The organism is Shewanella sp. SM21, assembly GCF_025654335.1.
GTDB classification, from domain to species: Bacteria; Pseudomonadota; Gammaproteobacteria; order Enterobacterales; family Shewanellaceae; genus Shewanella; species Shewanella oncorhynchi.
On record NZ_JAKKRL010000021.1, the window covers coordinates 31,690 to 56,996 of the forward strand.

General features: G+C 38.1%; 26 protein-coding genes and 1 pseudogene. 3 read left to right on the forward strand and 24 right to left on the reverse strand.

Translation table 11 applies throughout. The features are described from left to right. The first annotated feature begins 40 nt into the window (after positions 1–40). Complete coding sequence (locus L5L94_RS20605) at positions 41–1,123, forward strand: DUF1566 domain-containing protein (protein ID WP_263164855.1); 1,083 nt, start codon at positions 41–43, stop codon at positions 1,121–1,123. A gap of 116 nt (positions 1,124–1,239) precedes the next feature. Here the strand turns inward: L5L94_RS20605 and L5L94_RS20610 are convergent, their stop codons facing one another. Further along, positions 1,240–1,584 (reverse strand): hypothetical protein, encoded by a 345-nt coding sequence (locus L5L94_RS20610; RefSeq protein ID WP_168826737.1) that lies wholly within the window; start codon positions 1,582–1,584, stop codon positions 1,240–1,242. A gap of 557 nt (positions 1,585–2,141) precedes the next feature. Between L5L94_RS20610 and L5L94_RS20615 the strand changes: the two genes are divergently transcribed. After that, positions 2,142–2,702, forward strand: a complete 561-nt coding sequence (locus tag L5L94_RS20615; RefSeq protein ID WP_263164856.1) for a hypothetical protein — start codon at positions 2,142–2,144, stop codon at positions 2,700–2,702. A gap of 7 nt (positions 2,703–2,709) precedes the next feature. On the opposite strand, the gene L5L94_RS20620 is transcribed toward L5L94_RS20615, so the two are convergent. The 14 genes from L5L94_RS20620 to L5L94_RS20685 all read right to left on the reverse strand — a co-directional run bounded on the left by L5L94_RS20620 (position 2,710) and on the right by L5L94_RS20685 (position 15,466). Further along, a complete protein-coding gene (locus tag L5L94_RS20620; protein WP_263164858.1) occupies positions 2,710–3,066 on the reverse strand; it encodes a hypothetical protein in 357 nt (118 codons plus the stop codon). Between the two features lie 217 nt (positions 3,067–3,283). After that, entirely contained in the window at positions 3,284–3,610 is a 327-nt protein-coding gene (locus tag L5L94_RS20625; protein ID WP_168826731.1) for a hypothetical protein, read from the reverse strand. 89 nt (positions 3,611–3,699) lie between these two features. Beyond that, complete coding sequence (locus L5L94_RS20630; protein ID WP_263164860.1) at positions 3,700–4,017, reverse strand: hypothetical protein; 318 nt, start codon at positions 4,015–4,017, stop codon at positions 3,700–3,702. 34 nt (positions 4,018–4,051) lie between these two features. After that, entirely contained in the window at positions 4,052–4,363 is a 312-nt protein-coding gene (locus tag L5L94_RS20635) for a hypothetical protein (protein WP_263164861.1), read from the reverse strand. 15 nt (positions 4,364–4,378) lie between these two features. After that, positions 4,379–4,708 (reverse strand): hypothetical protein, encoded by a 330-nt coding sequence (locus L5L94_RS20640; RefSeq protein WP_263164862.1) that lies wholly within the window; start codon positions 4,706–4,708, stop codon positions 4,379–4,381. Then, a complete protein-coding gene (locus L5L94_RS20645) occupies positions 4,701–5,024 on the reverse strand; it encodes a hypothetical protein (protein WP_263164864.1) in 324 nt (107 codons plus the stop codon). The genes L5L94_RS20640 and L5L94_RS20645 overlap by 8 nt, the downstream gene beginning before the upstream one ends. A gap of 65 nt (positions 5,025–5,089) precedes the next feature. Next, positions 5,090–5,413 (reverse strand): hypothetical protein, encoded by a 324-nt coding sequence (locus tag L5L94_RS20650; RefSeq protein ID WP_263164866.1) that lies wholly within the window; start codon positions 5,411–5,413, stop codon positions 5,090–5,092. Between the two features lie 26 nt (positions 5,414–5,439). Then, a complete protein-coding gene (locus tag L5L94_RS20655; protein ID WP_168826721.1) occupies positions 5,440–5,793 on the reverse strand; it encodes a hypothetical protein in 354 nt (117 codons plus the stop codon). 7 nt (positions 5,794–5,800) lie between these two features. Continuing rightward, on the reverse strand, positions 5,801–6,148 hold the full coding sequence (locus L5L94_RS20660; protein ID WP_263164868.1) for a hypothetical protein: 348 nt from the start codon (positions 6,146–6,148) through the stop codon (positions 5,801–5,803). Positions 6,149–6,226: 78 nt separating this feature from the next. Continuing rightward, positions 6,227–6,553 carry a hypothetical protein gene (locus L5L94_RS20665; protein WP_263164870.1) on the reverse strand — a complete coding sequence of 109 codons (327 nt, stop codon included), beginning with the start codon at positions 6,551–6,553 and terminating at the stop codon, positions 6,227–6,229. A 739-nt stretch (positions 6,554–7,292) separates the two neighbouring features. Continuing rightward, positions 7,293–7,769: a hypothetical protein gene (locus tag L5L94_RS20670; RefSeq protein WP_263164872.1), complete on the reverse strand. Its 477-nt coding sequence runs from the start codon at positions 7,767–7,769 to the stop codon at positions 7,293–7,295. A gap of 14 nt (positions 7,770–7,783) precedes the next feature. After that, positions 7,784–8,665 (reverse strand): immunity 49 family protein, encoded by an 882-nt coding sequence (locus L5L94_RS20675; RefSeq protein ID WP_263164874.1) that lies wholly within the window; start codon positions 8,663–8,665, stop codon positions 7,784–7,786. Between the two features lie 66 nt (positions 8,666–8,731). Beyond that, on the reverse strand, positions 8,732–12,451 hold the full coding sequence (locus tag L5L94_RS20680) for a DUF637 domain-containing protein (RefSeq protein WP_263164876.1): 3,720 nt from the start codon (positions 12,449–12,451) through the stop codon (positions 8,732–8,734). 18 nt (positions 12,452–12,469) lie between these two features. Further along, positions 12,470–15,466: a hypothetical protein gene (locus L5L94_RS20685; RefSeq protein WP_263164877.1), complete on the reverse strand. Its 2,997-nt coding sequence runs from the start codon at positions 15,464–15,466 to the stop codon at positions 12,470–12,472. Positions 15,467–16,013: 547 nt separating this feature from the next. Between L5L94_RS20685 and L5L94_RS20690 the strand changes: the two genes are divergently transcribed. Continuing rightward, on the forward strand, positions 16,014–16,343 hold the full coding sequence (locus L5L94_RS20690; protein WP_263164879.1) for a hypothetical protein: 330 nt from the start codon (positions 16,014–16,016) through the stop codon (positions 16,341–16,343). Between the two features lie 578 nt (positions 16,344–16,921). Here the strand turns inward: L5L94_RS20690 and L5L94_RS20700 are convergent. The 9 genes and pseudogenes from L5L94_RS20700 to L5L94_RS20745 all read right to left on the reverse strand — a co-directional run. Next, positions 16,922–17,155, reverse strand: a complete 234-nt coding sequence (locus L5L94_RS20700; RefSeq protein ID WP_263164881.1) for a DUF2498 family protein — start codon at positions 17,153–17,155, stop codon at positions 16,922–16,924. Between the two features lie 552 nt (positions 17,156–17,707). Beyond that, a complete protein-coding gene (locus L5L94_RS20705) occupies positions 17,708–18,262 on the reverse strand; it encodes a hypothetical protein (protein ID WP_263164883.1) in 555 nt (184 codons plus the stop codon). A 112-nt stretch (positions 18,263–18,374) separates the two neighbouring features. Beyond that, positions 18,375–19,361, reverse strand: coding sequence for a hypothetical protein (locus L5L94_RS20710; protein WP_263164885.1), 987 nt, complete (start codon positions 19,359–19,361; stop codon positions 18,375–18,377). Positions 19,362–19,489: 128 nt separating this feature from the next. Continuing rightward, positions 19,490–20,551 carry a hypothetical protein gene (locus tag L5L94_RS20720; protein ID WP_263164888.1) on the reverse strand — a complete coding sequence of 354 codons (1,062 nt, stop codon included), beginning with the start codon at positions 20,549–20,551 and terminating at the stop codon, positions 19,490–19,492. A gap of 3 nt (positions 20,552–20,554) precedes the next feature. Beyond that, complete coding sequence (locus L5L94_RS20725) at positions 20,555–21,157, reverse strand: hypothetical protein (protein ID WP_263164890.1); 603 nt, start codon at positions 21,155–21,157, stop codon at positions 20,555–20,557. 155 nt (positions 21,158–21,312) lie between these two features. Further along, positions 21,313–22,119 carry a restriction endonuclease gene (locus L5L94_RS20730; RefSeq protein ID WP_263164892.1) on the reverse strand — a complete coding sequence of 269 codons (807 nt, stop codon included), beginning with the start codon at positions 22,117–22,119 and terminating at the stop codon, positions 21,313–21,315. Positions 22,120–22,703: 584 nt separating this feature from the next. Next, positions 22,704–23,027 carry a hypothetical protein gene (locus tag L5L94_RS20735; RefSeq protein WP_263164894.1) on the reverse strand — a complete coding sequence of 108 codons (324 nt, stop codon included), beginning with the start codon at positions 23,025–23,027 and terminating at the stop codon, positions 22,704–22,706. A gap of 473 nt (positions 23,028–23,500) precedes the next feature. Continuing rightward, positions 23,501–23,785, reverse strand: coding sequence for a hypothetical protein (locus L5L94_RS20740; protein WP_263164896.1), 285 nt, complete (start codon positions 23,783–23,785; stop codon positions 23,501–23,503). Between the two features lie 1,083 nt (positions 23,786–24,868). Then, positions 24,869–25,307 (reverse strand): annotated as a pseudogene (locus L5L94_RS20745) (ATPase); the annotation flags it as partial.

A 25,307-nucleotide genomic window follows, 5' to 3' on the forward strand; every position in this document is an offset into this window, starting at 1 on the left:
ACCGCCTGCTTTAATCAGGACCACATAACAGGGAACACCTATGAATAAGTGCATTCACGCAAGCATCAAACACGCCATAACATCAATAAAAACACCGCCATCAAAGGCAAATCCACTGCTTTTGAGCATACTTGCAACAACATTACTCGCTGGCTGTGGCGGCTCGGAGGGTGACAGCAACGATGACAACGGACAAGTCACCCCAACCGTCTACAGCATCCCAGCGACAGCAAGCCTTGGCGGGAAAATCAGCCCAGCAATAAACTTGGTTGAATCCGGTCATGCAACGACTTTCACTGTGACACCCGATACCGGCTATCAAATCGATGATATCAGTGGTTGCGGCGGCGCATTAACCCAAAACAGCTATAAAACAGCGATCATAAATGCCCAGTGTGCAGTCACCGTATCTTTCAAACTCAGCACGTACAAAATCACCACGCAAGCAACAACCGGAGGCAAAATCAGTCCCGAGAGTATTGATGTCAGTTACAACACCCACGCCAGCTTTAACCTCTCAACGGACATCGGCTATCAAATTGAATCCGTCACAGGCTGTAACGGTACGCTCAATAACAATGAGTACACCACAGGCACAGTGACATCAGATTGCCAAATCAATGCCACGTTTACCAAAATTGGAGATGGTACACTTGCAGAGCGGTATATTGATAACGGCAATGGCACTATCACTGACACACAAACCAAGCTGATGTGGATGCGCTGTAGTGTAGGACAGACTTGGCAAGACGGTAGCTGTAAAGGCAGTCCTACTACTTTTATCTGGCCATATGCCATGGGAATGTCTATCTCTGATGGTAACCACACCGACTGGCGCTTACCCACAAAAGAGGAATTAAGTTCACTGATTTATTGTTCTTCAGGCAAACCAAGTTATTGGAAACCAAACGATAATGTGTGTGAAGGTAACTATAAAAGCCCGACATTAGCGCAATCAGCATTTCCACAGACACCTGACTATGCTGGCTATTGGACATCTACTGCCAGCGATAATAGCCAGTTTGGCGGCAAGTGGCTTATCCAATTCTATGATGGTCATGGCCGCTGGAATGGACCAGTTCTTTATCTATACGTCAGGATGGTGAGAGGAAAACAAAAGTAACGGATCTCACCATTAGGTAGGTATTACAACTCTTTACCAGTAATGCCTACCGCTATGACTAAAACCTCCTGTAAATTAGAGACAGAATGTACTCAAATCAGATTAAGTTGAGAAGGCTATTTGATTAGACTTATATTATAGAGCTTGCAAAAATGAGTACCAGAACCATCCCACTTCTTATCACTTTGTGTTTGTCCCCATATTCTTACTTTAGATTCAGAGTGAAAAGCAGAAAGCAGCAAGCTCAAATTTGCAGCAAAGCCGGGAGTAGATGGTGCCAACCAATAGCCCTTACAGATATCTCCCTGATGAGCCACTTTAAAAATTACGTCACCATTCCCATATTCAGGATATGAGTGTATTTCTGTAATTATGGTCTCAACACTTGGCTCATTAGCAGTGGCGTAACTGCAAGCAAGAGCGAACATCAAACAAAGAATTACTTTTCTATAAATTTTCATATATGTAATTTTTCTAATTAAAGCATAAGAAACGTACTATGTGATTATTAATCAACCCTTGAGCAAGCATGTATGAACTGAGACTGAATTTTCATTAAAAAACTGTAATTAAAGACGAGCCGCTAACGAATGATAAGAACTCCAACGAGTGCTCTCGATTATTATAAATTGACGACCTGACATATTACACTATACGAGAAAACCATCTTGAAAGCATAAAAAATATTATACTTCCATCGTCTTCATCAACCTCCACGCTTTTAATATACCTAGTTTTATAACAACTGCACTTTAGTCTAAGCCTAGACTCAAATCAACCAGAAACTAAAACCCTCCTATCTTCCACCTCTACAGAAAGAATGTAGTGAACATCTTCACACATTTTCAGGGCTAATAATAAAAATTAAAAATGAGTGACACTTAGGCAGCCAGTTGAATTATTATAGCTATGATTAATGAACAACATAATTAGAAAATGTAACTTTGTAAAAAGCTATAAAAATAGCTTGAAAAAAGTATTATCCTACTCGAAGCCATACAAACCAAAGAGGAAATAAATGTTCAAGCTTATTCCATGTAAACCAATCATTGTTACTGTATTCTTTGCCGCAACCTTGAATGGTTGTGCAAGCCAAGAACAAGTTGCACCAGCTAAAGTTGAAATATCTAAAGAAGCGCGCCTTTTGTATAAGGGGAACAGTGCTGCAATGATGTCAACCATAGGGATTACAGGTATTGCAATAGGAGTAGCTATAGATGAAGGCATCGCGAAAGAACTTGAAGAGGGGCTGATATCTACCGGTGAAAATAGCCAAACACTTCTACTTACATGCATGAAACAAGAATCACTAACCAAATCCAAGACGAATATCAGTCGAGTAACAATAGAAAGCTATGCAATAGTGCCAAGAGATAACGGTTTCTTTGCCACTATTTCAGGTAGTCTAAATCAAAATGGACAGGATAAAACCTTTAAACATGGCCAAAGAGCGTTGGGAGAAACCGCTAACTTAAACCAACTTAAGACAAATCCTATGATAACTAAGAGTTTGATGCTAACCACTTGCAAAGACTTTTGGGGCAACATTGCTAAAAATGAATATAACATCCAGAATTAGTTTAGAGTTAATTCATCAAATTCACTGCAGAATAAGGTTCTACATGGTTATATGTCACAGCTTCAACAGAATACCACGAAGCAGGTTTACATTCGTGTGAATAGGCTTGAATTTTTTTGCCGCTGGCAAAGGCAGCCAATATAGCAGCATAAATCTGCTGATACTGAGGATGATTAATATTAATGTATATTCTATCACCAACTGTGCATCCACCAGGATTACCAAACGCCCCGAATACCATCAGCCCATTTCCGCGATCGATGTCAATGCGAGTAGGAATAGCAAATGCGGTGAAACCACCGGCCCAAACATTGCAAGCAAATAGGGGTAGAAAACTTAGTAGTAACCTTTTCTTAAATTTCATACATCCTCAATATTATAACAATGCAACTCAATAAACATGATAAATATCTTATTTCAGTATTCCCTAACTAACTAGTTCCCCACAAACATATGCCATAGCATACGCTAATATCATTCTCGACATTATAAAAAACTAATAATATCAACACTTTACCTTTAAATTTAAACCGTAAAGTTAAGCAAATGAAGCTAACAATGTGAGATATAACAACTCAATTCTATAGTAGCAGTGTGCCTATATCTTCACCATCTCCCCATCGACTGCAGTTGCCAGTACCAATAATTGTCACCGGTTTACCTGAGAGATAAGCTGCTAACAACATACTAAATTGGCTTTTCCCGTAGGTAGCGTTTTCGTCTTTTATCATCCAATACTTATAGTGACCTTGAGTACAAGCTGGCATTTCCCCACGTTCCCCGGATAAAACAACCCAATGTAATCCATCCGTTCTGACATTGATTTGTGTAATAAGACCAGTTTGCCCACCTGCAAACGCCCAAGACACGGAACACATAAATAGCACGATAGACATGATTATTTTCATATAACGCCCTCTTTATCTACATACATTTAAATTACATCGAAAACTATAAAAGTCTGTTTTTGAGCACAACCAGATAATCATTTTATCAGCTAAGGTTCAAATATCGCTAAAGTAGTTGCAAAGCCATTGGCATCTACAACTGCGTCATAAACAACATTAACAGTAGTATCGGTTTTTTTCGCTGCCAGTAACAATGATAAAAAGCTAGATAATGCAATATCATCTCTCTTCACCGTAAAATGGGACACACCAGATGGCATGGTCTGTAATTTAAAAATCAATGACCCTTTCCATGTATCATGAGTCCAATTACTGCTGTACAAGTTGATCTGAGCAACTTTCGAAGCATACTCAGCTGAATAAACATTGAAACTAAACAACATAAAAAATGTTACTAACAATTTCATAACGGCACCACTTTTCAGAAAATAATTCAACAACCTAGGGTAAGTAAACTCCAACGATTTCTCCCTGAGGATTACTTCCATTAATGCAATCACCAAACTTCACCATCACTTTTCTCTCTGCTAACTGAGCTGATAATAATATGGAAAATATCGCATCATATTTAGGATGGTTAGGGTTTAAATGATATCTAGAACCAGAACAATCATGTGCAACCATATCAACATAAGTAGAACCTTGAACATCATAGATATGCAAATTTTTAGGAACAACAGCAGGTGTAATCCCTGCTGCGGTACAATTAAAACATAAGGAGTAAGCGAGAGTAATCGCAAAAAAGGTACGCATATTGAACACCTAAATTTATTTAAACACCATAAATCTATTGACAGTTGGACTGCAAGTAGGATTCTGAGAAAGATTAAAATTAAACCTAATAGTTTTATCTGACATAAATGCGGCAATTAATACTGAAGCCAGTACAGAATAATCTGCAGCAGTAGTGTCGAGCATAAATCTTGTGCCATTATCACATTGACTTAAATTATGACGATAATCAGTCACGAAAATCAATACACCTGACGTGGGGTACAATATTTTAATCTTTGTATCCGCACTCCACACTTCCTCACTTTTAACAGCATAAGGAATACAAGCTAAGCCTAATAAAAATACTTTTAGAAGATCATTCATTAAATGTTCTCACAATAAAAGCTGGCACACTGTAATTAGTCACATTACAGTCATATCCATTTTCTTTATATCCTACGACGACTTTTTTGCCAGCCATTTGTGCGGCAAGAAGTGCAGCATACCTTTCTTTTGTACCGTCATTGTTATTCACATACCCAAGCGTACGCCATGGAGCCCCCTCTTGAAAATACATGATTTTTTCACCTTCTAGCTGAATGTTCAAAATTTTTGCAACCTGACAATCTGTTCTTGCAGATACCTCACTTGAAACTCCAACTAAAATACACATTTGAAATAGAAACAAAATCCTTTTCATTACAACCTCACAAAGCAATTAAATTATACGAGTGAGATTTGACTCTCACACCAATAGAGATTAGATCACTTAGTTAGATCTACCCGAGTCAATAACGGCATTTTAAAAAAAGGGTCACAACCATTAACCCAACCAGATAATCGTCCATTCCCATGAAATGTAGATAGCAATGCTGCATACATTTCATTAAAAAGTGGATGTTCTTTTTTCAAGGCAACACCATTGTTACTTGCGCATTGCTCAGCATTTGTCACATCACTAGGGAAATAGACTAAAATATGCTGACCAAAGTCATGAACAACTAGTCTATTGATTGAGTCGGCAGTAAATGAGCTATTAGCCCAACAACATGGTGAGAAACAAAAAATTAAAATAATAATATATTTCATTATATAAAAATCCATCTTTAACATTATTAATTTTTTAATGTTAAACGAGTGATAAGTCGGAAAACATCTGGATTGCTATCCCAGGGCTCGCAATTTCCAACATCGTTATAGGATATAGTAATACTACGCTCAGATGCTTGAGCTGCGAGCAGCATTGCATACATTCTTGCGCGACGTTCTGGAGTGTATTTATCACCCACAGCAAAAGTAGTTCTATCACTACATTGTGAAACAGCCATACCATTATCACTCAATGCGACTAAAATGGTATCCCGATGGGCATAATTGACAATACTAGTTATCTTGCCTGTTGTATTAACCCATGCAGCACAAGCATGTCCAGCAAACATACACAAACAGAGTACAAATAAATATTTCATAGAACCCTTAACTAAGCACTACATAGCCAATATGACAATAATTATTACCTGAAACCTTTTCTTGATTTGTATAAAGAGTAATGTTCTTACCGGCTAGATTAGCAGCTATCAAAACAGAAGAATAAGTTTGATAATTACTATCAGATTGATTTACATAGGCCCATTGATGTTCATTTCCGCAAAGCTTTGGCGAGTCTTCCAGCTCAATTCTAAAATCATAATTATTATGACCTGTTACATGGATTGCTTTAACTTTACCATAAACCATTCCATCCCATGCAATAGTGCTAAAGGGTAAGAGCGTTAAAGAAAACACGAGAAATCTGAACGAATTTAAAAACAAATGACTATTCATAGTCCACTCCGTAAACTAGTCAATATTAAAATACTTAAATCGCTAACCAACTTAATTAAGTTACATATTAAAATGGTATCAACTTACTTCTTCAAGTCCTGTGATGATACAGATACTTTGAGAGTTATCTACAACATACCTTAGTTTCAATCCTCTTGCCTTAGCAGACATCGCGTAAGCATACATAGACTTATTAAATTCCGTTCCATCCATATTTATTTGTCCACGACCATAAAGGCAATGTTCGGCAAACTGTGGAGATGAAATATAAGCGACACCATTATTCAAGCTTAAAGACCATTCGATTAATGTTTTGGGGGGCCAGTATCTATTAGCTTCTGCGTTTGACAATGATAAACATAAAGTAATAATTAAAAATAAAAAACATGCTAATCTAGAGTTCATAACCCCACCTTAAGGCCATATTGATTAAAATAATGACAGAGAAAATAAGTGACTAACAATTCATTTCGTCAACATAACATAATCTGGGCGAGGCGAACTTGAATAAGTAGGGATATTCGAGCAATTTAAAGTGCTATTTTGATCGGAATACATCAGGATAACTTCTTTATCATGCACCATAGAGGTTGTTATAATCGAAAACCATAGGCTACATGTGATAGTATCGACGCCATTGCTACCATCAGTGCTGCAAATCCGTGTATATTCATTTCGCCAACTCCCTTTCAGTATTACATTTTTATCGCTGTCAATGTAGGCATTAGTTACTTTTCCTGTACACCAAATACCACTAGCAAATGCAGTCTCAGAGATAAGCACAGAACACAACATGATAAAGACCATAATGTACAATTTATATTTTATATTCATATCACTTTATTGAACCTATATAAACTGGGGCAGGTGTATTTCCATAAGTTGGCAAAGTTGCACAACTTCTGTATCAGAATAATAAAAACTGCTTTTATTATTTTCCAGTATAAACTTCCCATTTCACATCTTCACCACAAAATAAGCGCCTTATCCAAAAAATACTGAAAACTGCAGCCGCTGATGGATGTGTATCTCTTTATGCCATAGGTACATTTCCCCCTCGGATTGATACATCTGCATGCATTGAGTTCAGGTAAAAACATATATCGTATGATTTCCCCCTTATCGTTTAATATTTCAATCATTACTATTGAATAGTTAACGGTATGATATTAAGCTTTTTTGTCTCCATATCAATAAATGCAACCGCTAACGAAATAGAACCATCTTTTACGTGGCTTTCAATTTTATCCGCAATAGCTAATTGCGTACCAGATAAGCGCAGTGAGTACACGACCATATTTAACCAAGGCTTAGAGAATTGCAGAAAACAACCCATTGACAGCTTATCAAGCTGAATGCCACCGTCAGAACCAGTGATTTTCATACCTAACATTAACAAAAATTGTCCGTTTTTTTCACCCGCTGCAAGCATGTCATTGTTATATTCACCTCCAAATCGCCCTGCTAATATCTCAAGACCTTGCTGTTTTGCAACTGTGACAAATATATCACTACGACGACGAGCATCGGCAGAATATTCATTCATCTGATAACTGATATCAGGCATATCACCATCGGCATTTACTGGTGAATTATTTTTAAAAATATCAAATATGCTCATATAAACTCTCAATATTAGGCAAAGGGTGATGAACCTACAGTAACATCGACTCGTTTATCCACTTCACTCACTGGCGAAAAAGGCGCCATTTCATTCGTAAAAGGCTGAAATAGATCAAAATCAGCTAAAAAATCATATTCATCACGATATGTGGTAAGGGGGGATATTGGCAGCCATTCCATAGGTAAATAGGGACTGTCCACCTGTACCTGATACCCTGCACGCCAAGCCATTTTGGCGTAAATAAAGCCAAACAACGACATTAAATGTTCGGTTAATCCCAGTGCGCCATCAAAATTGCGAACTTTAGCTTTCGGGCCAGTAAGACTGTTTAATACCTGTTCCATGGCAGGTACATCCCCTTTTGCCAGCGCAAGATAAAACTCTTGGTCAATTTGATACTTTGCCATTTTCTGACCCGGTGGGTTCGCTAAAATATATTCAGCACGCTCCCCCAACAAATCCCATTTACCTTGCAGCGCTAAAATCGCTTGGAACGCATGATATTCAGGGCAACCCACACGGTTGCGCACTGCTTTCCCGCCTGTTACTCGGTAAAGAGGAGAGATAAACTGGCTGTGCCAGTTTATCAAAGGCTCATGATCACTTATCAGAGCCATAAAGTGGCAAAATGCTCCTTGCCAGACGCTGTTTGCTCTCTGATAGTAGAGTCGATACAACTTTGCTGAGGTATAGGCATGTTGGCGAAGTTGCTCTAAATCCCCATCCTTAAACCATGACAATAAGGATTTAGCATAATAATAAGATTTCAACTCTAATAAACAACCTTGACGTGACCCAGTATTCGTCAGAATAAACTCTAGCGCATCATCAATTCCCGGTTCGACAGTCCAATTAAGTCTATCGATTCCCGTTTCAAAACATATTTTTGCCATAGTATTTTGCCTCTTAGATAGCTTCGTCAAAATAAGTTCTGTAGTGTACTCTGGCTTTAACTATTTTCAATTACCATCATATTTTACTGGTATAAACCACAATTGATTACTGTCTTTGTTAATAGCTGTAACCGCCTTGACTAAAGTGCCAGTCCTTCTAGCATTTAGTATTGCTATTCTAGCAGGGTCATTTACTGGGAACTTAGTCAGCACAGAATCAATCCAGTCATCAGTTAACTGTTTATGACCACCAGAACCAGTAGCTAAACTCACCGAGCCTGTGGCGGAAATTTGCTTGCTATCTATGACTAAAGTTAAAGTAGTACCATCACCTTTTTTTACAATAAACAGATGATCGATACCATTGTTACTGCCATATTTTGCAGGGATCATCTGGATTGAAGCGTCAGCTTTAGCGACTTGATCGACCAAGTCTTCGACATAAGCACCTTTCTCTGCTTTTGTCATTCGGTCACTGTTTTCAACAAAGTAATCTATTTTACCTTGGAGTGAACTATCTACTTCAATTGCACAGGCTGAGTCACGAATTTTACAAGCATTAAGATGTCCGCCAGATGTTACGGTTGGTACATTTGTGGTATCAGCCGCATCCCCCATTTTCTTTGTTCCGGTTTCCGGAAATGCATCAAGTTTATTACCTTGACCAGCACCTGCGGTATAGCTGCCTAACTGACCTTCATCGGCTTTTTTAATAAGATAGGAGATCTCATTAATGATGTCCTTACCTAGCCCAGTTTTCCTCGCAAAATCAAGTATCTCTTCTAATACTTTCCCAGTGGTTTTACCTATGATAATTTCTAATCCCATCATAGCGGCTTGATCAGCAAGAATTTTCATTCTTGTCGCTTCATCTGGTGCAGCTTTTAGTTTTTCTCCAAGCTCGATGATGCCTTCAATAGTTTGATAAACTTCATAGGCTTTATAAAGCATATAAGCAGCCTGTATCACAAACCAAAATCCATTATTTTCGGCTGCATTCTCCCCCGCATTAGCAGCGATATTAACTTCACCACCGGCAATAAATGCAGCGAGTCCAGCCCCTAATTTGGCAAGGTCAATTCCAGTTGCTTTGATTTTCTGAATTGTATCAATACTTGATTTATTTCTGAGCACTTGTACTTTCTGTGCATCAGTTAAATTTTCAAAAGCATCTACTGAAATTCCAAATTCTTTCAATGTCTTTTCAAGTATTTTGACTTTAGCATCGTAATCTTGTTGAGATTTATATTGATCAGCTATAACTTCACCAATTACAGCACCACCAGCACCAGAAGCACAGCTAACACCACTATCTTGTCCCTTTGAAACGGAAGCAACCCCTAAACCAATGGCGCACCCAAGTGAGGCATGTGCTAAATATCTCACAGCTTCATTAATTGAACCCTTGTTAACCGCTTCACCAATATCTTTCGCTAATACCTCGCCAATTTTATCCATTGACGACATAGCAAGGCCTTGCACAAACTGCTCTCTAAAATCGCCCAAACTACCACCATTGATAACAGTTGAAATACCAGTACTGACTGTGGTTTCAACTACTATTTGCGTAGCTTGGTTTGCTAAATCAATTGCGGATTGCGCACTGATCAAGTCTGTAGAAGCATTAACGCTTGATGGCATATCAAATAGCTTGACTTCACCAATGGCATGAATAGCGCCAGCCGTCACCATGGCGGTAGCAACTGTTCTTACCGTGTCACTTGAGTGCATCAGCTTGACTGTTTCAGCCAAATTATTACCGTTTGCAAGACTTGTCGCCGTTTGCGTCGCTAATGCTAATGCACCAGCTTGCATAACAGGAGCGCTGATTATTCCTACTGCACCGATAGCCCCATTGGCGCCGAGCAATCCCACGCCAGGTCCCATAACCACTGCCATCGCAATAGCAATAATAGCCATAGCAGCAGGACTTAAGCTACTCGACTTATCGTGCTTATGGAGTTCAACAAGTTCTTGATAAATTAATTCTATATTGGCAGATAATTGAGGATCATTATAAAGATCAGCCATCCATGCAAGATCGTCCGTTTGTTCGAACATAGCGAGAGAGTCTTGTAGAGTAACCCCCTCCTCTTGCCCAAATTCAAGCGTGACGCCATGTGTTGCCTGAATCTTAATACCACCAACGATACTGTTATAAACGGCTGTATCGACTGTATCAGTCTTTGTTTCAGTTTTTATGCGCCAAAAGCCCTTTTTGACACGATTATAGAAATAGTGGTCTTGTTCTTTAGCCAGTAACAGGTTGACCTTACCGTTAAGCGCATTTATTTGTGCGCCATCACCGGACTTAATTTTGGTCGCTTGTAAGGTGATGTCACCAAAATCTGACGCTATCATTACGCCTTTACCAGCTTCCAGAGCTGAACGAATCGCAATCGTTTGGAATTCCTGCTCTTGCAAGGTGACTTTACCTACTTTGCCTGAACGAGATGATTGAAATTCGTTAAACTCGTTAGCAATATAAATACCTTGCTCTGCGAGTATCTGAATCACCCCATTATCAGCAGTGAGCGTGGCGGCATTTAGCTCTATGGCACCTGATGCCATTAAATAAATGCTGTCTCTAGCACTAAGTTTTGTGGCTGTATGTTCAATTATTGATTGCGAAGTGTCATAACCGCCAACAGCTTGATTATGCACATAAGTAGTGTACTGAGTTGCCAGCTGGATGTTGCCATCAGCATTGAGGACTATGTTTTGTCCAGAGATTGTTCCACCTTGCACCACAATATCGCCATAACTACGAATAGAGACTCGTCCGTTTGATGCATCAACACTGGCAATTTGTCCTAAACGAGTGCCCTGCTCATACTTAGTCGCATACCTATGAACCATCGTTTTTTGTTGATACTGATTAGCAATAATGTTGACATTGTCTTTAGCAGAAAAACGGCCAGATAAGTTTTGTAAAGTACCGCCAACGAGTAAGTTTAAATCACCTTTTGCAACGACACTTGCGCCTTCATTAACGGTAAAGTTACCCGCTGTACTGATAAAAGTCCCTCTACGAGTATAAATTGTGCCAGCATTAACAGTAATAGTATTAAACTTGGCCTCAGCTCCCGAGAATTCGACTCTATGACTATCCACTAATAACTCAGCAACAGTGGCATCGGTGAGATGAACAACAGGTACAAGGACAGCTTCATTATTTACCAGTCGAGTTTCAGGCCAAATAAAATTATGCCCAAATGAATTGACTTGAGCGCGGGTAATTTTATCGCCGAACTTAGCGGAAGAAGTAGCACTGAATTGATAAGCCTGATTATAGAGATCATTTATCTGTTCAACTTCAGTCGAATAAGAGTCATTAAGTAAATTCCTATTCAGTAAGTTAAATATTTGAGATCTTACGAAACGAGCCTGAACATATTGATCTCCAATACGTTTCCCTAATGGGTAGTTAGGGATAATAATAGTTATACCATTATTGATAATAGGGATCATCTGAGGAGAATGCAGTGCACTTTTCCTGAAAGCTAACAGTTTCTGATGAAACAACTCTATTGTTTGTGTATTTGTACCGATAGCATCTTCTATATAAAATGCCTTTTCAAACTGTCTATTATTATTATAGACACGCTCAAACTGTGAATTTGAGTTAACGTCAGACTCAATAAATGAATCAGAAATTAATTCTACAGCTTGCACTGTCGCAGGCAAACAAATTTGCAACAACATTAAGCATGACATGAGATAAGCCGTAAACCTTTGCCAAACTGGTGCGACATAGGTTACATGTTCTTTAATTTTATTACTCATTGATGTAATCCTACGATTCTAATATGGCAAATAGTTCATTAATTCAGCAACAGAAATACGCTTAGTTAAATCATGTGACTCAGAGAAAGCCCTAGTCCCTGCATATTGCACTGTGACAGTATACTGCTCAGTTTGTTTGTAATGAACTAGAGCGTCATTTCCACTCAGAGAATAAGAAATATAACTTATAGTATTAGATGTTGTTCCATTCACCTTACGATCGCGTACTTGTTTAAATGCTGTGCTCCATAGGCTGGAGTCAATAGGTAACGTCAATACATACTTTTTAGCCGCATCGGTATACTGTTGTTCTGTATAACTCTTAGGCTCTAAGTTATCCAATGGGCATGTATTATTATCAGGCTTACCTTTCACTGATTTCATTAATAGTTTGATTGGTATTCGAATGCCGTAATTCTCAGTAAGAGTATTACTATAAGAGGCATAATAAGAGCCATGAAATGTATTTGTTTGCTTGTACCCTATGACCACATAACATCCATCAATAGCATAAGATGAATATGTAAGCACACTAGCGACACGAGTAAACGCCTTCTTCTGAGAAGCAGTCCAAATAACAGGCTGAGTTGGCAATGTATCGACATAAGCTTTGCTTGCTGCCTCAAATTGTGCAGGTGTATAGCCTGTAGCTCCCAGCTCACGTTCCTTTGCTTCTTCACTCAACAACCAGCTTATGCTTACTTGAAAATTTTTATTCTGGCACTTGCTGTACTCACGACTTACCCCCCAACCTTTAAAGGTCGCCATTTTACATTGGGTACGCACACCTGTAAGCATATCTCCTTGGACCTCAGAATGATTCACTGTCCCGTACTCATAATCATTATTTTTGTAAAAAAATGGTGCTAAGTATCTGTTAATAACATCGATTTCTTTAGCTTGTCTAATATTGATATTTGCGATATTCAAATCAGATTGAGACGCTATACTTTTATCCACTCCATAAATGCTTCCACTGACTGAAAATAAGGTTTCAGCCTCTGCAAGTGTTGTCACATGTTCACCATCACAAGTGCGAGACATTAAACAATTTCGTATATCATGCAAATTGGTATAATCATAATTTTCAGATATTTCTAACCCAATTGTTTTAATCTCTGTCTGATGGAAATGCGCATCAGAAAATACTTCAAAATAAGATAATTCGTTTATAAACTGCTCATTTATAGAGTCAGTGTCATTACCATCGCTGAATCTAAATTCGCCAAACGAATAAAATCTTGCAGGAGGGGAGTAAGCAATTATTTTAGTTGTAGTGCCGATACTTGCAGAATCATATTTTCGACTTATATCGGAGCTCATAACTGCTTGGTTATATACATAGCTCTCCATCTGCATTTGATAGCGCTCGTTACTGAATTTAGGCGAGTTAATAACTAAAGCTCCAAACTGATTCAAGCCTATTATTGCAGATGAGTTAAGGACATAATTTGATGCTTTAATTTCAAGTTTATTCTCTGCCCGAATTGAAACCTGATTAGCCAGTTGATTATTAACAGAAATACCAGCACTCCAATCATCGGAGGACGATTTAATAATTGAATAAGGGTTAATATTTTCAAATGCTTTAGCTTGAATGGAAATAATATTTCCTGAAATATTGGCGGATAAATTACTTGATAACACACCTGACTCTACGACATCATAATAAATACCGTGTTTAAGAGACGTTAAATCAGATGATATTGGGAGTAAATTTGCAACCGTAGAAAATGATTTTTTGTTACTTCGAGAGCCATTTATAACGTTACCGGCATTGGCCTTGAGCACAATTTCCCCTGCTTTAATATCACCACCATAACTATTATAAATGTTATTTTCAGCTTCTGCATTGATTACTCTTGATGCCAGTCTCCCACTATTGAATAGATTACGAGCAGCAATTTCAATTAATTCTGATTGGGTATGGCCTGCAAAATAAGTGTCATTAGCAGATATTAAAGAGAGTTCTTCTGTAACAATTGACGCACCGATATCGAGTCTATTAAGCGATTTTATAAGAATTTTATTATCAGATGATAATTTTCCATCCACAGTAACATTGCCAAAGCTCGATTGAGATAATTTATTCCCCGCACTCTGGATAAAAATTCCTTCAATGGGAGCATAAAATTGGCCACTTAATGTACTACTCGAGAGTATGTCTGATATAGTACTAATATCAGCCGTAGACGTAATTTTAATATTCTTAGGGCTAAGAATAGCAACTGATGCAGCACGAATTTTGCTGCTTAACACGAACTCCTCTGCAACAACATCAGCAGAGTCAACCTTCAAATTTTCATAGTCTATTACCATTTTTCCAGGATAGAAACTAATACCCCCTGAGCCGACAATTTTACTCCCTTGAGGGTGAATTACATATCCGCCCTCAGGGTGTGCATCAGCCCTTAAATTCAGATCAATATTTCCAATTGATATATTGTCAGCAATCAACTCCAAAGATTGGACTCCAGGAGATACAATATTTGATAACTGTATGCGCCCGGCATTTAACGCTGTTAACTTACCAACAACACCAGAAGCATGAGTTACTTGCTTAGTTCCAATAGATGCTAATGCAAATGTTATTCGTCCAACATTATTAAATGAACATTCTTTACAGACTAGCACTGAAGATATTGAAGGTGAAATAAATAAAACATTTGCTGGAGCACCAATGATTTCTATTTCGTTTGAGATGGAGATACTCGATGATTTTATGATAATTGTATTAGCTGGTGCTGTAGAGTGGTTGACACTCTCTGAACCATTAAAAATCACTAATTTTTTAGATAATACTGTGAAGTTTGAAAATTCATTATATGAAATCCCCTTTACTGGCTTGTCTATAATTAATGTATCAAAACTCGAATCATCTTGCTGTACAAACTTGGTTTCAGAATTACCAGCAAGCACTGATACCGAACCAAATGCAGGCTCCATCAAACCGAGATCAAAAGTTAATAATAAGAAAAAAAAAGCCTTCAATATTGTAAATTTAGTTCTTTTCATAACATCCCATGTCTTTAGACTTTGATTGAGCCTAGCCTATTACCTAGAAGTAACGAACTAATGCCACCAAAAAATTGGCGAGACTTTAACACAAAAGGTCAAAATGTATCAACCATGTTTCAACTTAAATAATACTTTTTACTGCGAGCCGCAAATACCGTATGAGACACCAATTACTACATCAAATTAGCTATTGAATATTATTTAACCAAATAAGTATGGAATTATGAATTAGTTGTATTTAATTCATGAACACCTAAAACATGAAGCATTAATTAATGCAATAAGCAGCAATATAAAATAGAAAGAAGAAAATAATAACCGGTGCCATTATTTGTCTAACAAAAACGATAAATATAGATTTTTTCATGTAAATACACTAGTAATCCAAATGGTCTAAAACAGAGAAACTTATCAGATTTTTAGTCTTTAAATTGATTTTCAACTGAATTGTATTGAACTATTCACTTTGGATTTTTTGTTGCATAATCGAACCTTACTAACAGTTTCTTATCCCGAGTTCAGGTTATTTAGCAAAGGAAATATTATGAAATATATCGTAATTTACACGTTTATGTTTTTTGTCAACAATGTGTTCGCTGACGGCGATAGTAACGGAGGAAAAATTGTGCATGTTGCTTCTGTTGATAATGCCATTCTGTTTAGAGTTTCCGGAAATACTGAGAGTGATCGTCCAATTTGTGCTAGTACCGGACGCTTCTCTGTGCAGAAAGACAGCCCGCATGCCCCTTTAATCCTTACAGCTTTTGCTACAGGAACAAAACTAGGCAATGTCCGAGGCCTAGGCTCATGCAATATTTGGGGTAATTCAGAAGATTTAAGATGGATAGAAGTTTGTCCATTACTTGGGTGTTGATATTTATTAACGTATGTTAATTCAGTGTAATAGGCCGAAGAAGAATTAATTAAAATATGTTTAAGAAATAAGGATAGGCAGTGCTTAGCCGCTACCTATCTTAAGTAAGTGGTGGACTGTTTTTGTCTACAAAAATTGACCAGCTTAATAAACGTTATGCGAATTACACTGATTCGGAAAAATCTGCACTTTAATAACTGTTAAAGTGCAGTTTTCGCGAGTTATAGCGCTTAATCGACGTGTTTTTCGCATTATCGTGACAAACTAGTGCGAAACTCAGTTTATGCAGCACAATGTGCATAAATAGTCACATATCTATTATTTTTTAATGTTTCATTCTTAATCAGCAGACAAAACGCGATAGCGTGACTGAATAGCAAGCGACTCGTTTTTGGACAAAAGCGTGATAGCCCCTTTGCTCTAACTCGTCAGTTTCGGATTCAAATTTCTATGGAGATAACGCCCTGTTAAGGTGTGAGCAACGCAATACCGATGCTGCCGCATATCACCTTAAACACTAAACGCAACGCATAGCAAAAATGCCAAGCGTTGTGAATCCCTCTTGAACAGTTTGTATGCTATTTAGGTAGAAACTCAGCAAAAACCTCATTATAAACTTTTTGAGCAACTTCTGTTTTTTCAGTAGGACGTCCATCAGCATCAAGAAAAAAGTGAGCTTTCGGTACAAAAATTCCATTTACAACTTCAAGATCATCAAAACTCATTCCATCAAAATATTCTGGATGATTCTTTAATTGCAGGTTCAATAGAGGAAGAATTTGTTCCTTTGTAAGACCTGTCAAATTTGACATACGTATATCTCCTTATATTTATTTAACTGATAAATTTACTATTTGTGAGAAAAGATAGCTAATGCCCGACTAACAGGATCAAAATGCTTGGCTAAAATTTGGAACGAAGTGACACAAGCCAAGCTTTTTGCGTCCTTTGTTATAAGTACTTACCCCAGTACTGAAATCCTAACTGCAACACCAATGACAGATACTACAACTGCAACAATTGATAATGTAAGTGAAAGCTTGTATCGAAATACTTGTTTTTTCATGGATAAGAGGTTTAGCAAATGGTCGTAGCATTTATACCACTTTTTCGAGTAATCATTGTCCGTAGCATAGGGTTCTTTGTTGCCATCACCGTTATCTGTATATGGGAAATACTAATATAGTTGTTTTAACATGATTTTTATTTCTTTCTCAGACAACTCTGAAGTAGCTGGTTCAAAAACCTTGTATTGAAAATTATATACATCTTTATATTGAGCCATGACTTCCCTTTTACCGCTGATTTTAATAGTAGGTATAACGCCGCGCTCTGCGGAAAATTTGTCCGGCTGTAGCGTCTTGTTAAGAGAGTAACTGACCAATTGTCTGCTCTTGGATTTGTTGTCCGTATCCAGGCACAGCCATAATGATAACCTCAGGGTCTAGATCGACCCCCTCACCTCTAGCCCTCGTAATATGCTGAGACACCCTATTAATTTCTGAGTTTATGCAAAGGAAAACTCCAACTTGAAAGTGATAGCTGCGCCTTAACTCGCTTAGCTTTTCTAGGTCATCTAGACATGCTGCATACCCAACATTTTGTGTCGTTTTTACTTCAATAGCAGCTATCTGATTATCGACTGTATGAGGCTCATGGAGAATAAAATCTGGCGATCGCTGATTATTAAGTGGATAAATCCCTATGTTTTCTGCATCAGTTTGATTAAGTACAACTTTAACAATCTCTGAATGTAAGAATAAATGAGGATGGGTATCGTTTAGTTGCCTGTGAAACATTGCCACACGAAGAAAGTGATATAGTTCATAGCAATATACTCTCTCTGAATATCCATAGTAACCAGGGCCAACCCTACTTACTGCATATCGGAGAAACTCTAGAAATTCTCTCGGATCCATCCTTACCTCTTAACGCCGCTAAAAATTGCCGCTTTGGAGTTGATTGCTTTGCGGGAGCGTAGCGTTTAACCGCAAAACAAGCGACGGAAAAACCGTCAATTTGATAGCCTTGTTAGGCTTCATTTCCCCCTCCCCACCTAGATCTTATATCAATTAGCTGAGAATTAAGGAGCTTTTCTATGCTGGTAAATTTTTCATTGATTGCATTCATCTCGGAAGCGAGATCAAAAGGGTGTTGATTCGATTCTTTTGAACGCTCCAGCGATTGCTCAACAGCGGCAAGCCCATCTAGAACAGAGAACGCTCTATCTAACACTGTCGAATCTGATGCAGTTTCTCCAGGAATATTATCCGCAGCGCCAATAGTAATTCGAGTCGAACGTATTAGAGGATGGGGATAGATAGACGAAACTGGAAAGTTTTCTTGATTAAAAAACGCAAACCATATGTGGAGCCCAATGCCGTACAAGGTCAATACTTCGCGCAAAACCAATTCAATAGGAATGGATAGCATTAACGCCCTGCTGATACCTGCTGCCTGCGCTAAAAGATCTGATGAAATTAAGTATGCAGCCCATTTATCCGCATCAGCTTCACAAAGCCCTATAGCACTTGGCAATGAATCGGGTTCATTTCTTTTAATTTCAGTTAGGTACGGAAGATGGAACCTCGTGACATGAGCAACTTCATGATACAAGACTGTCGCAAATATTATAGAAACAGTAAGGTCTTCCAAGTCATCTACGTGAAGTTTGCAAAGAGTTTTTATACTTGACGGCAATAAAGAACGAAAATCAGCAGTGTTAAGCGCATGCCGAATTACTTCACAAGTCCCCCTATTACAGGCTATTACATAGTCGTTAGGAGACTGGGAAGACCAATATGCAAAAGCTCGAGGTTCTAAACTAGGAAGGTAGGCGTGCAATACGCGCAATTGAGTATGTCCACCAAGTTTCAATGCAAGTTCTGATGCCTCTCGGGCACGATCCAGTAAATGCCATGAAATCTGATCATCTCTACTAATATCTAATCTCTCTTTAGAATTAATGTCATAAACGTCGCCATACTTGTCTAAAAAGGATTGGGGAAGGTAACTCATATTCTTGCCCTGTTAAGGTGTGAGCAAAGCAATGCCGAAGGTCCAGCATACCACTTTAAACACTAAAACCAACGCATAGTAAAAATGCCACGCGTTGCGAATCACTCTTAAACAGATTGTTATATTTTTTATGCGCCAAACCACTCTCGGTTATCTACATCAATATCCCCCTCAAATATTTGGACATCATTGAAATTACCCAAAGGTATGTGCGCCGTAAAGTTGAGAGGGAAATCTTCATCAATAGTCGCGCCATTGTCGTTTCTAAAATCGCTTCCGGATCCCCAAACCAATGTACAATAAGCATAGCCAGTTCCCTTAACCTTCACCCATTGGCTGTCAATGTCATCAACGGAAAATTCTGAGACTTCCACATCATTTACGTGTCCGTGAGATGACAATATATCTAAGCCCTCTAACGTAGTTGTGAGTGCTTCTTGAGTTACAGTCTCACTGATTTGTTCACGTACTAAATTTTGAATTTCACTACGACATTGTTCAACCAAACGAACAATGTCACTAGTTAACTTCAATACTTCTTTTGACAATTTCTCGCAAAGATCATTACTGATATTAAACGAGCTATCGGATCGAACATGAGTATACTTACTTAACTCATCAAATTTTTTACCAAATACTTTTAGTGTCTGATCAAGGATATTTTCTTCGTCTTCTTCAATCTGAAGAACTTCATGCTTCACATACTCAAGCTCTAAGCCACCACAAATTGAGTATATTACACGCTGTTTGCGTGTTACTTTTGTATCCGAAGGTGGTACAAACCACGCACATCTCTGAATTTCATCGTCATCTGAGTACTTAGCTAGGATTATGCTAATTATTTCTCGCATACAATAAGCAAAGTTATTGAAGCGAACAGGATTGCCTTTATCAGATAAATTTTCAAGTGAGGCTAAGAACAAATTTTGCTCAAAGCCAACACTCAAGTGAGATAAGATTTTCTGCGAATTGTCATCATTAATTAGATGATTATATAAAGTGCTTCGTCCACTTCTGACACGTACCCCATAAGTTCGTTGTTGTACCTTCGCCATTCGTTTTCGAGTTTTCTTAATTTTAGTTATCACCGAATTTCTCCAAAAAATATAACGCCTGGCATAGCCGCCGGAAAAAATGGCGCGACTTTTGGTACAAAAGGCGTGACACTTTTGACGGTCAGTTGCTGCCACTTGTTAGGTGCTTTGCTGTAAACTAATTTCATCAAGAACTTTTTTACCATCAGGCATTCCAGACATCGTTCTCAAAAACACCACATTTCTTTCCAGAATTTCTTTGATGCGTGCTGCAGATAGAGGAGTCTCTAAGATTACAAAGTCATTTAGCTCTTGATAATGACACTCGTCTTTGTCCTCGTGACGATCTTTCTTTTTAGTGACCCCACTCCCTTTACCATACGCAACAATTCCAACACCGTTTTCATATAGGAATACAATATCCCCCTTTTTGATACGGTCTATATTGTATTTCCATGGATCATAGAAGGCTGCGGCTATACCCAAACTTAGCATATGATCTTGATCAGCTTCATTGTGTCTTCTATTTGTATTGAGAACATGAAAATTTGATGGCACATCATCTTCTTTTTCGAATTCGAGCTCAGCTACTTCGACACCAGCCTCAACAAGTTTAAGAATGGCTTCCTGTTTCGATAAGCCTAACTTATATGCCAAGTCTTCTATATATAGATGAAGACTTTGTGGCATTCGTACAGTTGTGGCAATCAAATCTGATTTTGCTGCTTTTGATTTTTTTATGAGCGTTTTCAATTCAGACATAACATAGTCCTCCATATTTATGATGAAGAGAACTATAATGCAGATTGCAATCTGATGCAAATATGAATCTAAAAATATTTCATAGTGAATCTACAGAGCTTTGCCAGACTAGTTGAGCACCTAACGCTCGGCTCAACTGCCGGAGGCCAATGGAGTCACAAGCCAATACTTATTGATTCATTGGTGAGAATGTAATTTGCAATGGCTTCTGCAGCTTCGCTATACCCATTTAGAGTCAACGGTTCAAAAAAATTGTTTCTGTAAAAATAGCTTACACTATTCAGTTGCACCAAGTCTTCAAAGACCCTCACGTAGTTTCCTGATATATCTTCTTCATAATTACCGTCATACTCATGACTGAAGCTATTAATTAGCTCAGAAAGTGTTCCTATGATCTCGCCTGAGCCATCAAGGATGGCTATATCGTCGTGATTTATTAATAGCCATTCATTAAGGCGCGCTAGCTTCTCGCCTTCTACTTGCTCGAAGCTAACATTAACATCCTCAAAAGTAGGCATTCCTATTTTTAAAATAGCAGGAATTTTGTTTATTATTTGATTTGCTGTAATTAATATTATGTCATTTTGCGCCGCAAGAAACTGGGCTCCCTCTTGGAATCCTTTGGTTGTAACAAATATTCCGCGAGCACTTCCGATGTCATTCAAAACGCTTATAAATGACGCAATATCTGATTTCTTGACGTTCGACTTCCAATATTTACATTCTACGCAATAATGCTGAGCAACTCCTGCCATGTGATTACTCCAGTAAACATCTATTTGATGTACAGCATTGCTTTTCCCTTTTATCTTTACATTATGCTTAACTTCGATTCCCTTATGTCCCTGTCTGTCGATTAGTTTCTGATGCAGCTCCTTTACAAAAAGCTCATATTCGGTTGGTTCCATTTTCAGATTTTCACCATGATTTAATAGATCAGATAACATTTTATTCGTGCGCATGCTTGTTTACCTCGTTGGACCAGTGAAAACGCGCACGATTAACTATCTGTATGCAAAGAACTTATCAGCATTCTGCCAAATACACCATCTGGAAAAATGCGCATGCGCGTTTTCCAAACCTATTAACTAAAATTCAGTTACTATATTTAACTGATTTTATAGAGTTTTATTTATTTCGGATGAAACTAGTGCGCACTGATTTTGTCTGAAAATCAGACCAAAACACCGAAATTTAAATACGACTGTATACCCATACATTGTTAGCCGATTTCTGGTAAGGCCAAACATAGGCAAATAGATAAGAATATGTATGGCAGCAGGAGTGGGAATTCTCGATTGAGCTAACGAGCCGAAACACGGAATGGGGCAAAAATTTGTTAGCCCAAAGCTCATTAAAAATGATCGCGTTCGCGCGTGAATCAGATTAGGCAAGTCTGATTCGTTGAATCAGTCTGGGGTAGAGTGATTCAATGGTTCATTTTGATGCCCGCCTAAGGGACTGACAACGCATTACCACGAAATTCAAACATAACAACCATAACGCTACAGTAAGCTGAAAGCGTAGCAGTCCGATGACAGCCTTGTTATAACACGACTTCATTTAAATGAGGGAGTATTAAATGCCAAATGAAAAGAACGGTAATACCAATAGCAATACTCATTATAAAGAATACCTTTTTGTTGTTTTGCCAACTGCTTTCGTCACCTTTATTGTAGGGTATTGTTTGTTCTTTTAAGTGCTGTATAGCGTCTGTAACCTCTTTGGGACAGTCATTACTGTTTATGATTTCAGCTTTATATGCAAGAAAGTAGTTTAAAACCTCTTTCTTATCCAATATAGAAGTCTCTGGGTCATAAGTTAGTTTGAGGTTCTTGTCGTATACGTCCATGTGGAAATTATATTTCATAGGGTGCTTACCATTAAATATGAGTAATAAACATTAGCAAATTATTAGTTCGGTTAGTGAATGAGATAATAGAACCAAAGATTATGATTCCATTACCCATCGCAAACGCTGCAATACCTGATTGAAAAGATTACACCAAACCTCTAAGTTTAATTTCTTGCTGGTATTCGTTATACATAGAGATTAACCCCTTTAGGGAGGCGTTACCAATTTTTAAAGTATTTGAATCGGGTTCATTATCTAGCCTCCTACTTAAGTTCGTAACCTCCTTTACCAGTATGGTGTTTAGTATAATAAGTTCATCATCAGTAAGTAGTTGTACGTTATTCATTTTCAAAGTTCCTTTCGGGAGTGGGAGAAGGGTGTCACTAACGTGACGAGTGTTATAACGCCCAGATAAGGGGCTACCAACGCCACGATCAAGCTCTCGTTAAAGTCGCATTAGCAAAAGTGACGTATTAGATTTCTTTGCTTTATTGAGGTGATACATCATCTAGATGTAGCTCGAGAACCTTACTAGATATGGTTAGTCGTTTTACTACCTTGTAAATGATATCCTTTACAAGGACTATACTTCCCTCCGTGTTTATCCCCTTAAGCTCTTTCGCATTAATCATATAACTAGGCAATCCACTTAGAAATACAAGCTTATATTCTTCTGGAATTGGATGAGTTGTAATGATGTTTGCCTCACCTTGACGGTTCTTTATACGATTTTTAGCATAATTTAAATAACCCTGGCTTTGTTTACTTAGCATATTGCTCCTTATTATTTTTAATAATCAGCCAACTTAATTTGAAATTATTCTATTAATTGAGCACATATTTTTATTCAGGCATTAAAATACCTCCTTTTGAAAAGAAATAGCTTATTGAGAAGATCTAAGGGTAACGACAATATATGGTTTATATCTTGAGTAGAACAACGGAGGCTAGAACTAGCCCATGTGTAATATTACCATAAATACCGAGTTGATGCAAATAATTCTCATTTAGGATTGTAGCACAGTAATGCTAAGTGAATAGGGCTGCTTGACTGCCTAGGAGGACAAAAGCTAATGTAAAATGACGGCATTCGGCACGTGAACCAGACTAGGCAAGTCTGATTCGTTGAATCACTCTGTCTTAGAGTGATTCACCAGCCCGTTTTGGGGACAAAACACGTTTGAGTATCCAGCCTATTGTTCTGGTCTAATCCCATCGGACACTCTACTTCGAGGCAAATACCGCAGACTAAAATTCACGAGCACTGCGACTGGAAGCCTGCGAGTATTTGTCCATGAGTGCGGAGCGCACGGCTACAGTGGCTTGTTAGGTTTATCCGCAAGTTTAAGCTGATGAAGTAAAGTTATAAACACAAAAAAAGTCATAAACTGGGCTACAGAATATGCATGTGGTACGCCAAACTCAAACAATATAGGGCCTAATATCTTAAGATGAAAGAATATCATTGGAATAAAGCCAATTAGGAAATACTTTATGTTGATAGAGTGCTTAATTCTTTCTTTGCAATGTGGGCATGTCTTTATTTTGCCAAAAGAAAAATTCACCTTTGAAAAATACTTGATGGTTCCATTGCATGATGGGCAATACATACTGCTTCCTTATAAAACCTAACGCCCTGTTACAGGCTGAAAAGCGACGAAGGAGCAAAATTCAACTGTATTTTGTCCTTGTTCAACAGCTTAGAGTAAGTTATTGATTACTAAAACACTCTTTTGGACACTTCCGAGTTAAAGCATTAACTCTAACTCGTCAGTTTCGGATAAAAATTTCTATGGATTAACGCCTCAAAGACCAGCGCAGCTTTGCTGCGTCCGAGTGCTTTGACTTGTTATGTGCTACTTTTTATCGCCCATTTTAAGATCCGTTAACGCTTGATCTAATGCCCCTACAGCTTGGACAATAGTTTCAACAGCCGAGCGATCAAACTCACCATCTCGCTGAGAATCATGAGTTCCACTATTTAGGTATCCCCATTCTATTGAGCCGCCAGCCACCCCTAATAATGCATCTAGAGCTCCCAGAGAGGAAATAATTGAAATAGACTGATTCTGATTCCTTCTCAAGGAAGAACGAATTTTATTGCACTTATTATTCAATTCCCAAGGTGATCTTGGCCCACTAAGTTTAAGTTCAATACGCCCATCTCCACTTCTTCCCATCCAAGTCCATAACCGATCCGTTAGGCTTTCTATAGCTGCCCGAGAGTAATAAAGAGTATCTCGTTTATCATCATTAGCAAATGCCTGCAGGGCTTTAAGAACGTAGTTCTTTGAG

Bases quoted from the DNA above. Each gene is read 5' to 3' on its own strand.
- L5L94_RS20605 (WP_263164855.1), top strand. From the start codon at position 41: ATGAATAAGTGCATTCACGCAAGCATCAAACACGCCATAACATCAATA.
- L5L94_RS20610 (WP_168826737.1), bottom strand. From the start codon at position 1,584: ATGAAAATTTATAGAAAAGTAATTCTTTGTTTGATGTTCGCTCTTGCT.
- L5L94_RS20615 (WP_263164856.1), top strand. From the start codon at position 2,142: ATGTTCAAGCTTATTCCATGTAAACCAATCATTGTTACTGTATTCTTT.
- L5L94_RS20620 (WP_263164858.1), bottom strand. From the start codon at position 3,066: ATGAAATTTAAGAAAAGGTTACTACTAAGTTTTCTACCCCTATTTGCT.
- L5L94_RS20625 (WP_168826731.1), bottom strand. From the start codon at position 3,610: ATGAAAATAATCATGTCTATCGTGCTATTTATGTGTTCCGTGTCTTGG.
- L5L94_RS20630 (WP_263164860.1), bottom strand. From the start codon at position 4,017: ATGAAATTGTTAGTAACATTTTTTATGTTGTTTAGTTTCAATGTTTAT.
- L5L94_RS20635 (WP_263164861.1), bottom strand. From the start codon at position 4,363: ATGCGTACCTTTTTTGCGATTACTCTCGCTTACTCCTTATGTTTTAAT.
- L5L94_RS20640 (WP_263164862.1), bottom strand. From the start codon at position 4,708: ATGAATGATCTTCTAAAAGTATTTTTATTAGGCTTAGCTTGTATTCCT.
- L5L94_RS20645 (WP_263164864.1), bottom strand. From the start codon at position 5,024: ATGAAAAGGATTTTGTTTCTATTTCAAATGTGTATTTTAGTTGGAGTT.
- L5L94_RS20650 (WP_263164866.1), bottom strand. From the start codon at position 5,413: ATGAAATATATTATTATTTTAATTTTTTGTTTCTCACCATGTTGTTGG.
- L5L94_RS20655 (WP_168826721.1), bottom strand. From the start codon at position 5,793: ATGAAATATTTATTTGTACTCTGTTTGTGTATGTTTGCTGGACATGCT.
- L5L94_RS20660 (WP_263164868.1), bottom strand. From the start codon at position 6,148: ATGAATAGTCATTTGTTTTTAAATTCGTTCAGATTTCTCGTGTTTTCT.
- L5L94_RS20665 (WP_263164870.1), bottom strand. From the start codon at position 6,553: ATGAACTCTAGATTAGCATGTTTTTTATTTTTAATTATTACTTTATGT.
- L5L94_RS20670 (WP_263164872.1), bottom strand. From the start codon at position 7,769: ATGAGCATATTTGATATTTTTAAAAATAATTCACCAGTAAATGCCGAT.
- L5L94_RS20675 (WP_263164874.1), bottom strand. From the start codon at position 8,665: ATGGCAAAAATATGTTTTGAAACGGGAATCGATAGACTTAATTGGACT.
- L5L94_RS20680 (WP_263164876.1), bottom strand. From the start codon at position 12,451: ATGAGTAATAAAATTAAAGAACATGTAACCTATGTCGCACCAGTTTGG.
- L5L94_RS20685 (WP_263164877.1), bottom strand. From the start codon at position 15,466: ATGAAAAGAACTAAATTTACAATATTGAAGGCTTTTTTTTTCTTATTA.
- L5L94_RS20690 (WP_263164879.1), top strand. From the start codon at position 16,014: ATGAAATATATCGTAATTTACACGTTTATGTTTTTTGTCAACAATGTG.
- L5L94_RS20700 (WP_263164881.1), bottom strand. From the start codon at position 17,155: ATGTCAAATTTGACAGGTCTTACAAAGGAACAAATTCTTCCTCTATTG.
- L5L94_RS20705 (WP_263164883.1), bottom strand. From the start codon at position 18,262: ATGGATCCGAGAGAATTTCTAGAGTTTCTCCGATATGCAGTAAGTAGG.
- L5L94_RS20710 (WP_263164885.1), bottom strand. From the start codon at position 19,361: ATGAGTTACCTTCCCCAATCCTTTTTAGACAAGTATGGCGACGTTTAT.
- L5L94_RS20725 (WP_263164890.1), bottom strand. From the start codon at position 21,157: ATGTCTGAATTGAAAACGCTCATAAAAAAATCAAAAGCAGCAAAATCA.
- L5L94_RS20730 (WP_263164892.1), bottom strand. From the start codon at position 22,119: ATGCGCACGAATAAAATGTTATCTGATCTATTAAATCATGGTGAAAAT.
- L5L94_RS20735 (WP_263164894.1), bottom strand. From the start codon at position 23,027: ATGAAATATAATTTCCACATGGACGTATACGACAAGAACCTCAAACTA.
- L5L94_RS20740 (WP_263164896.1), bottom strand. From the start codon at position 23,785: ATGCTAAGTAAACAAAGCCAGGGTTATTTAAATTATGCTAAAAATCGT.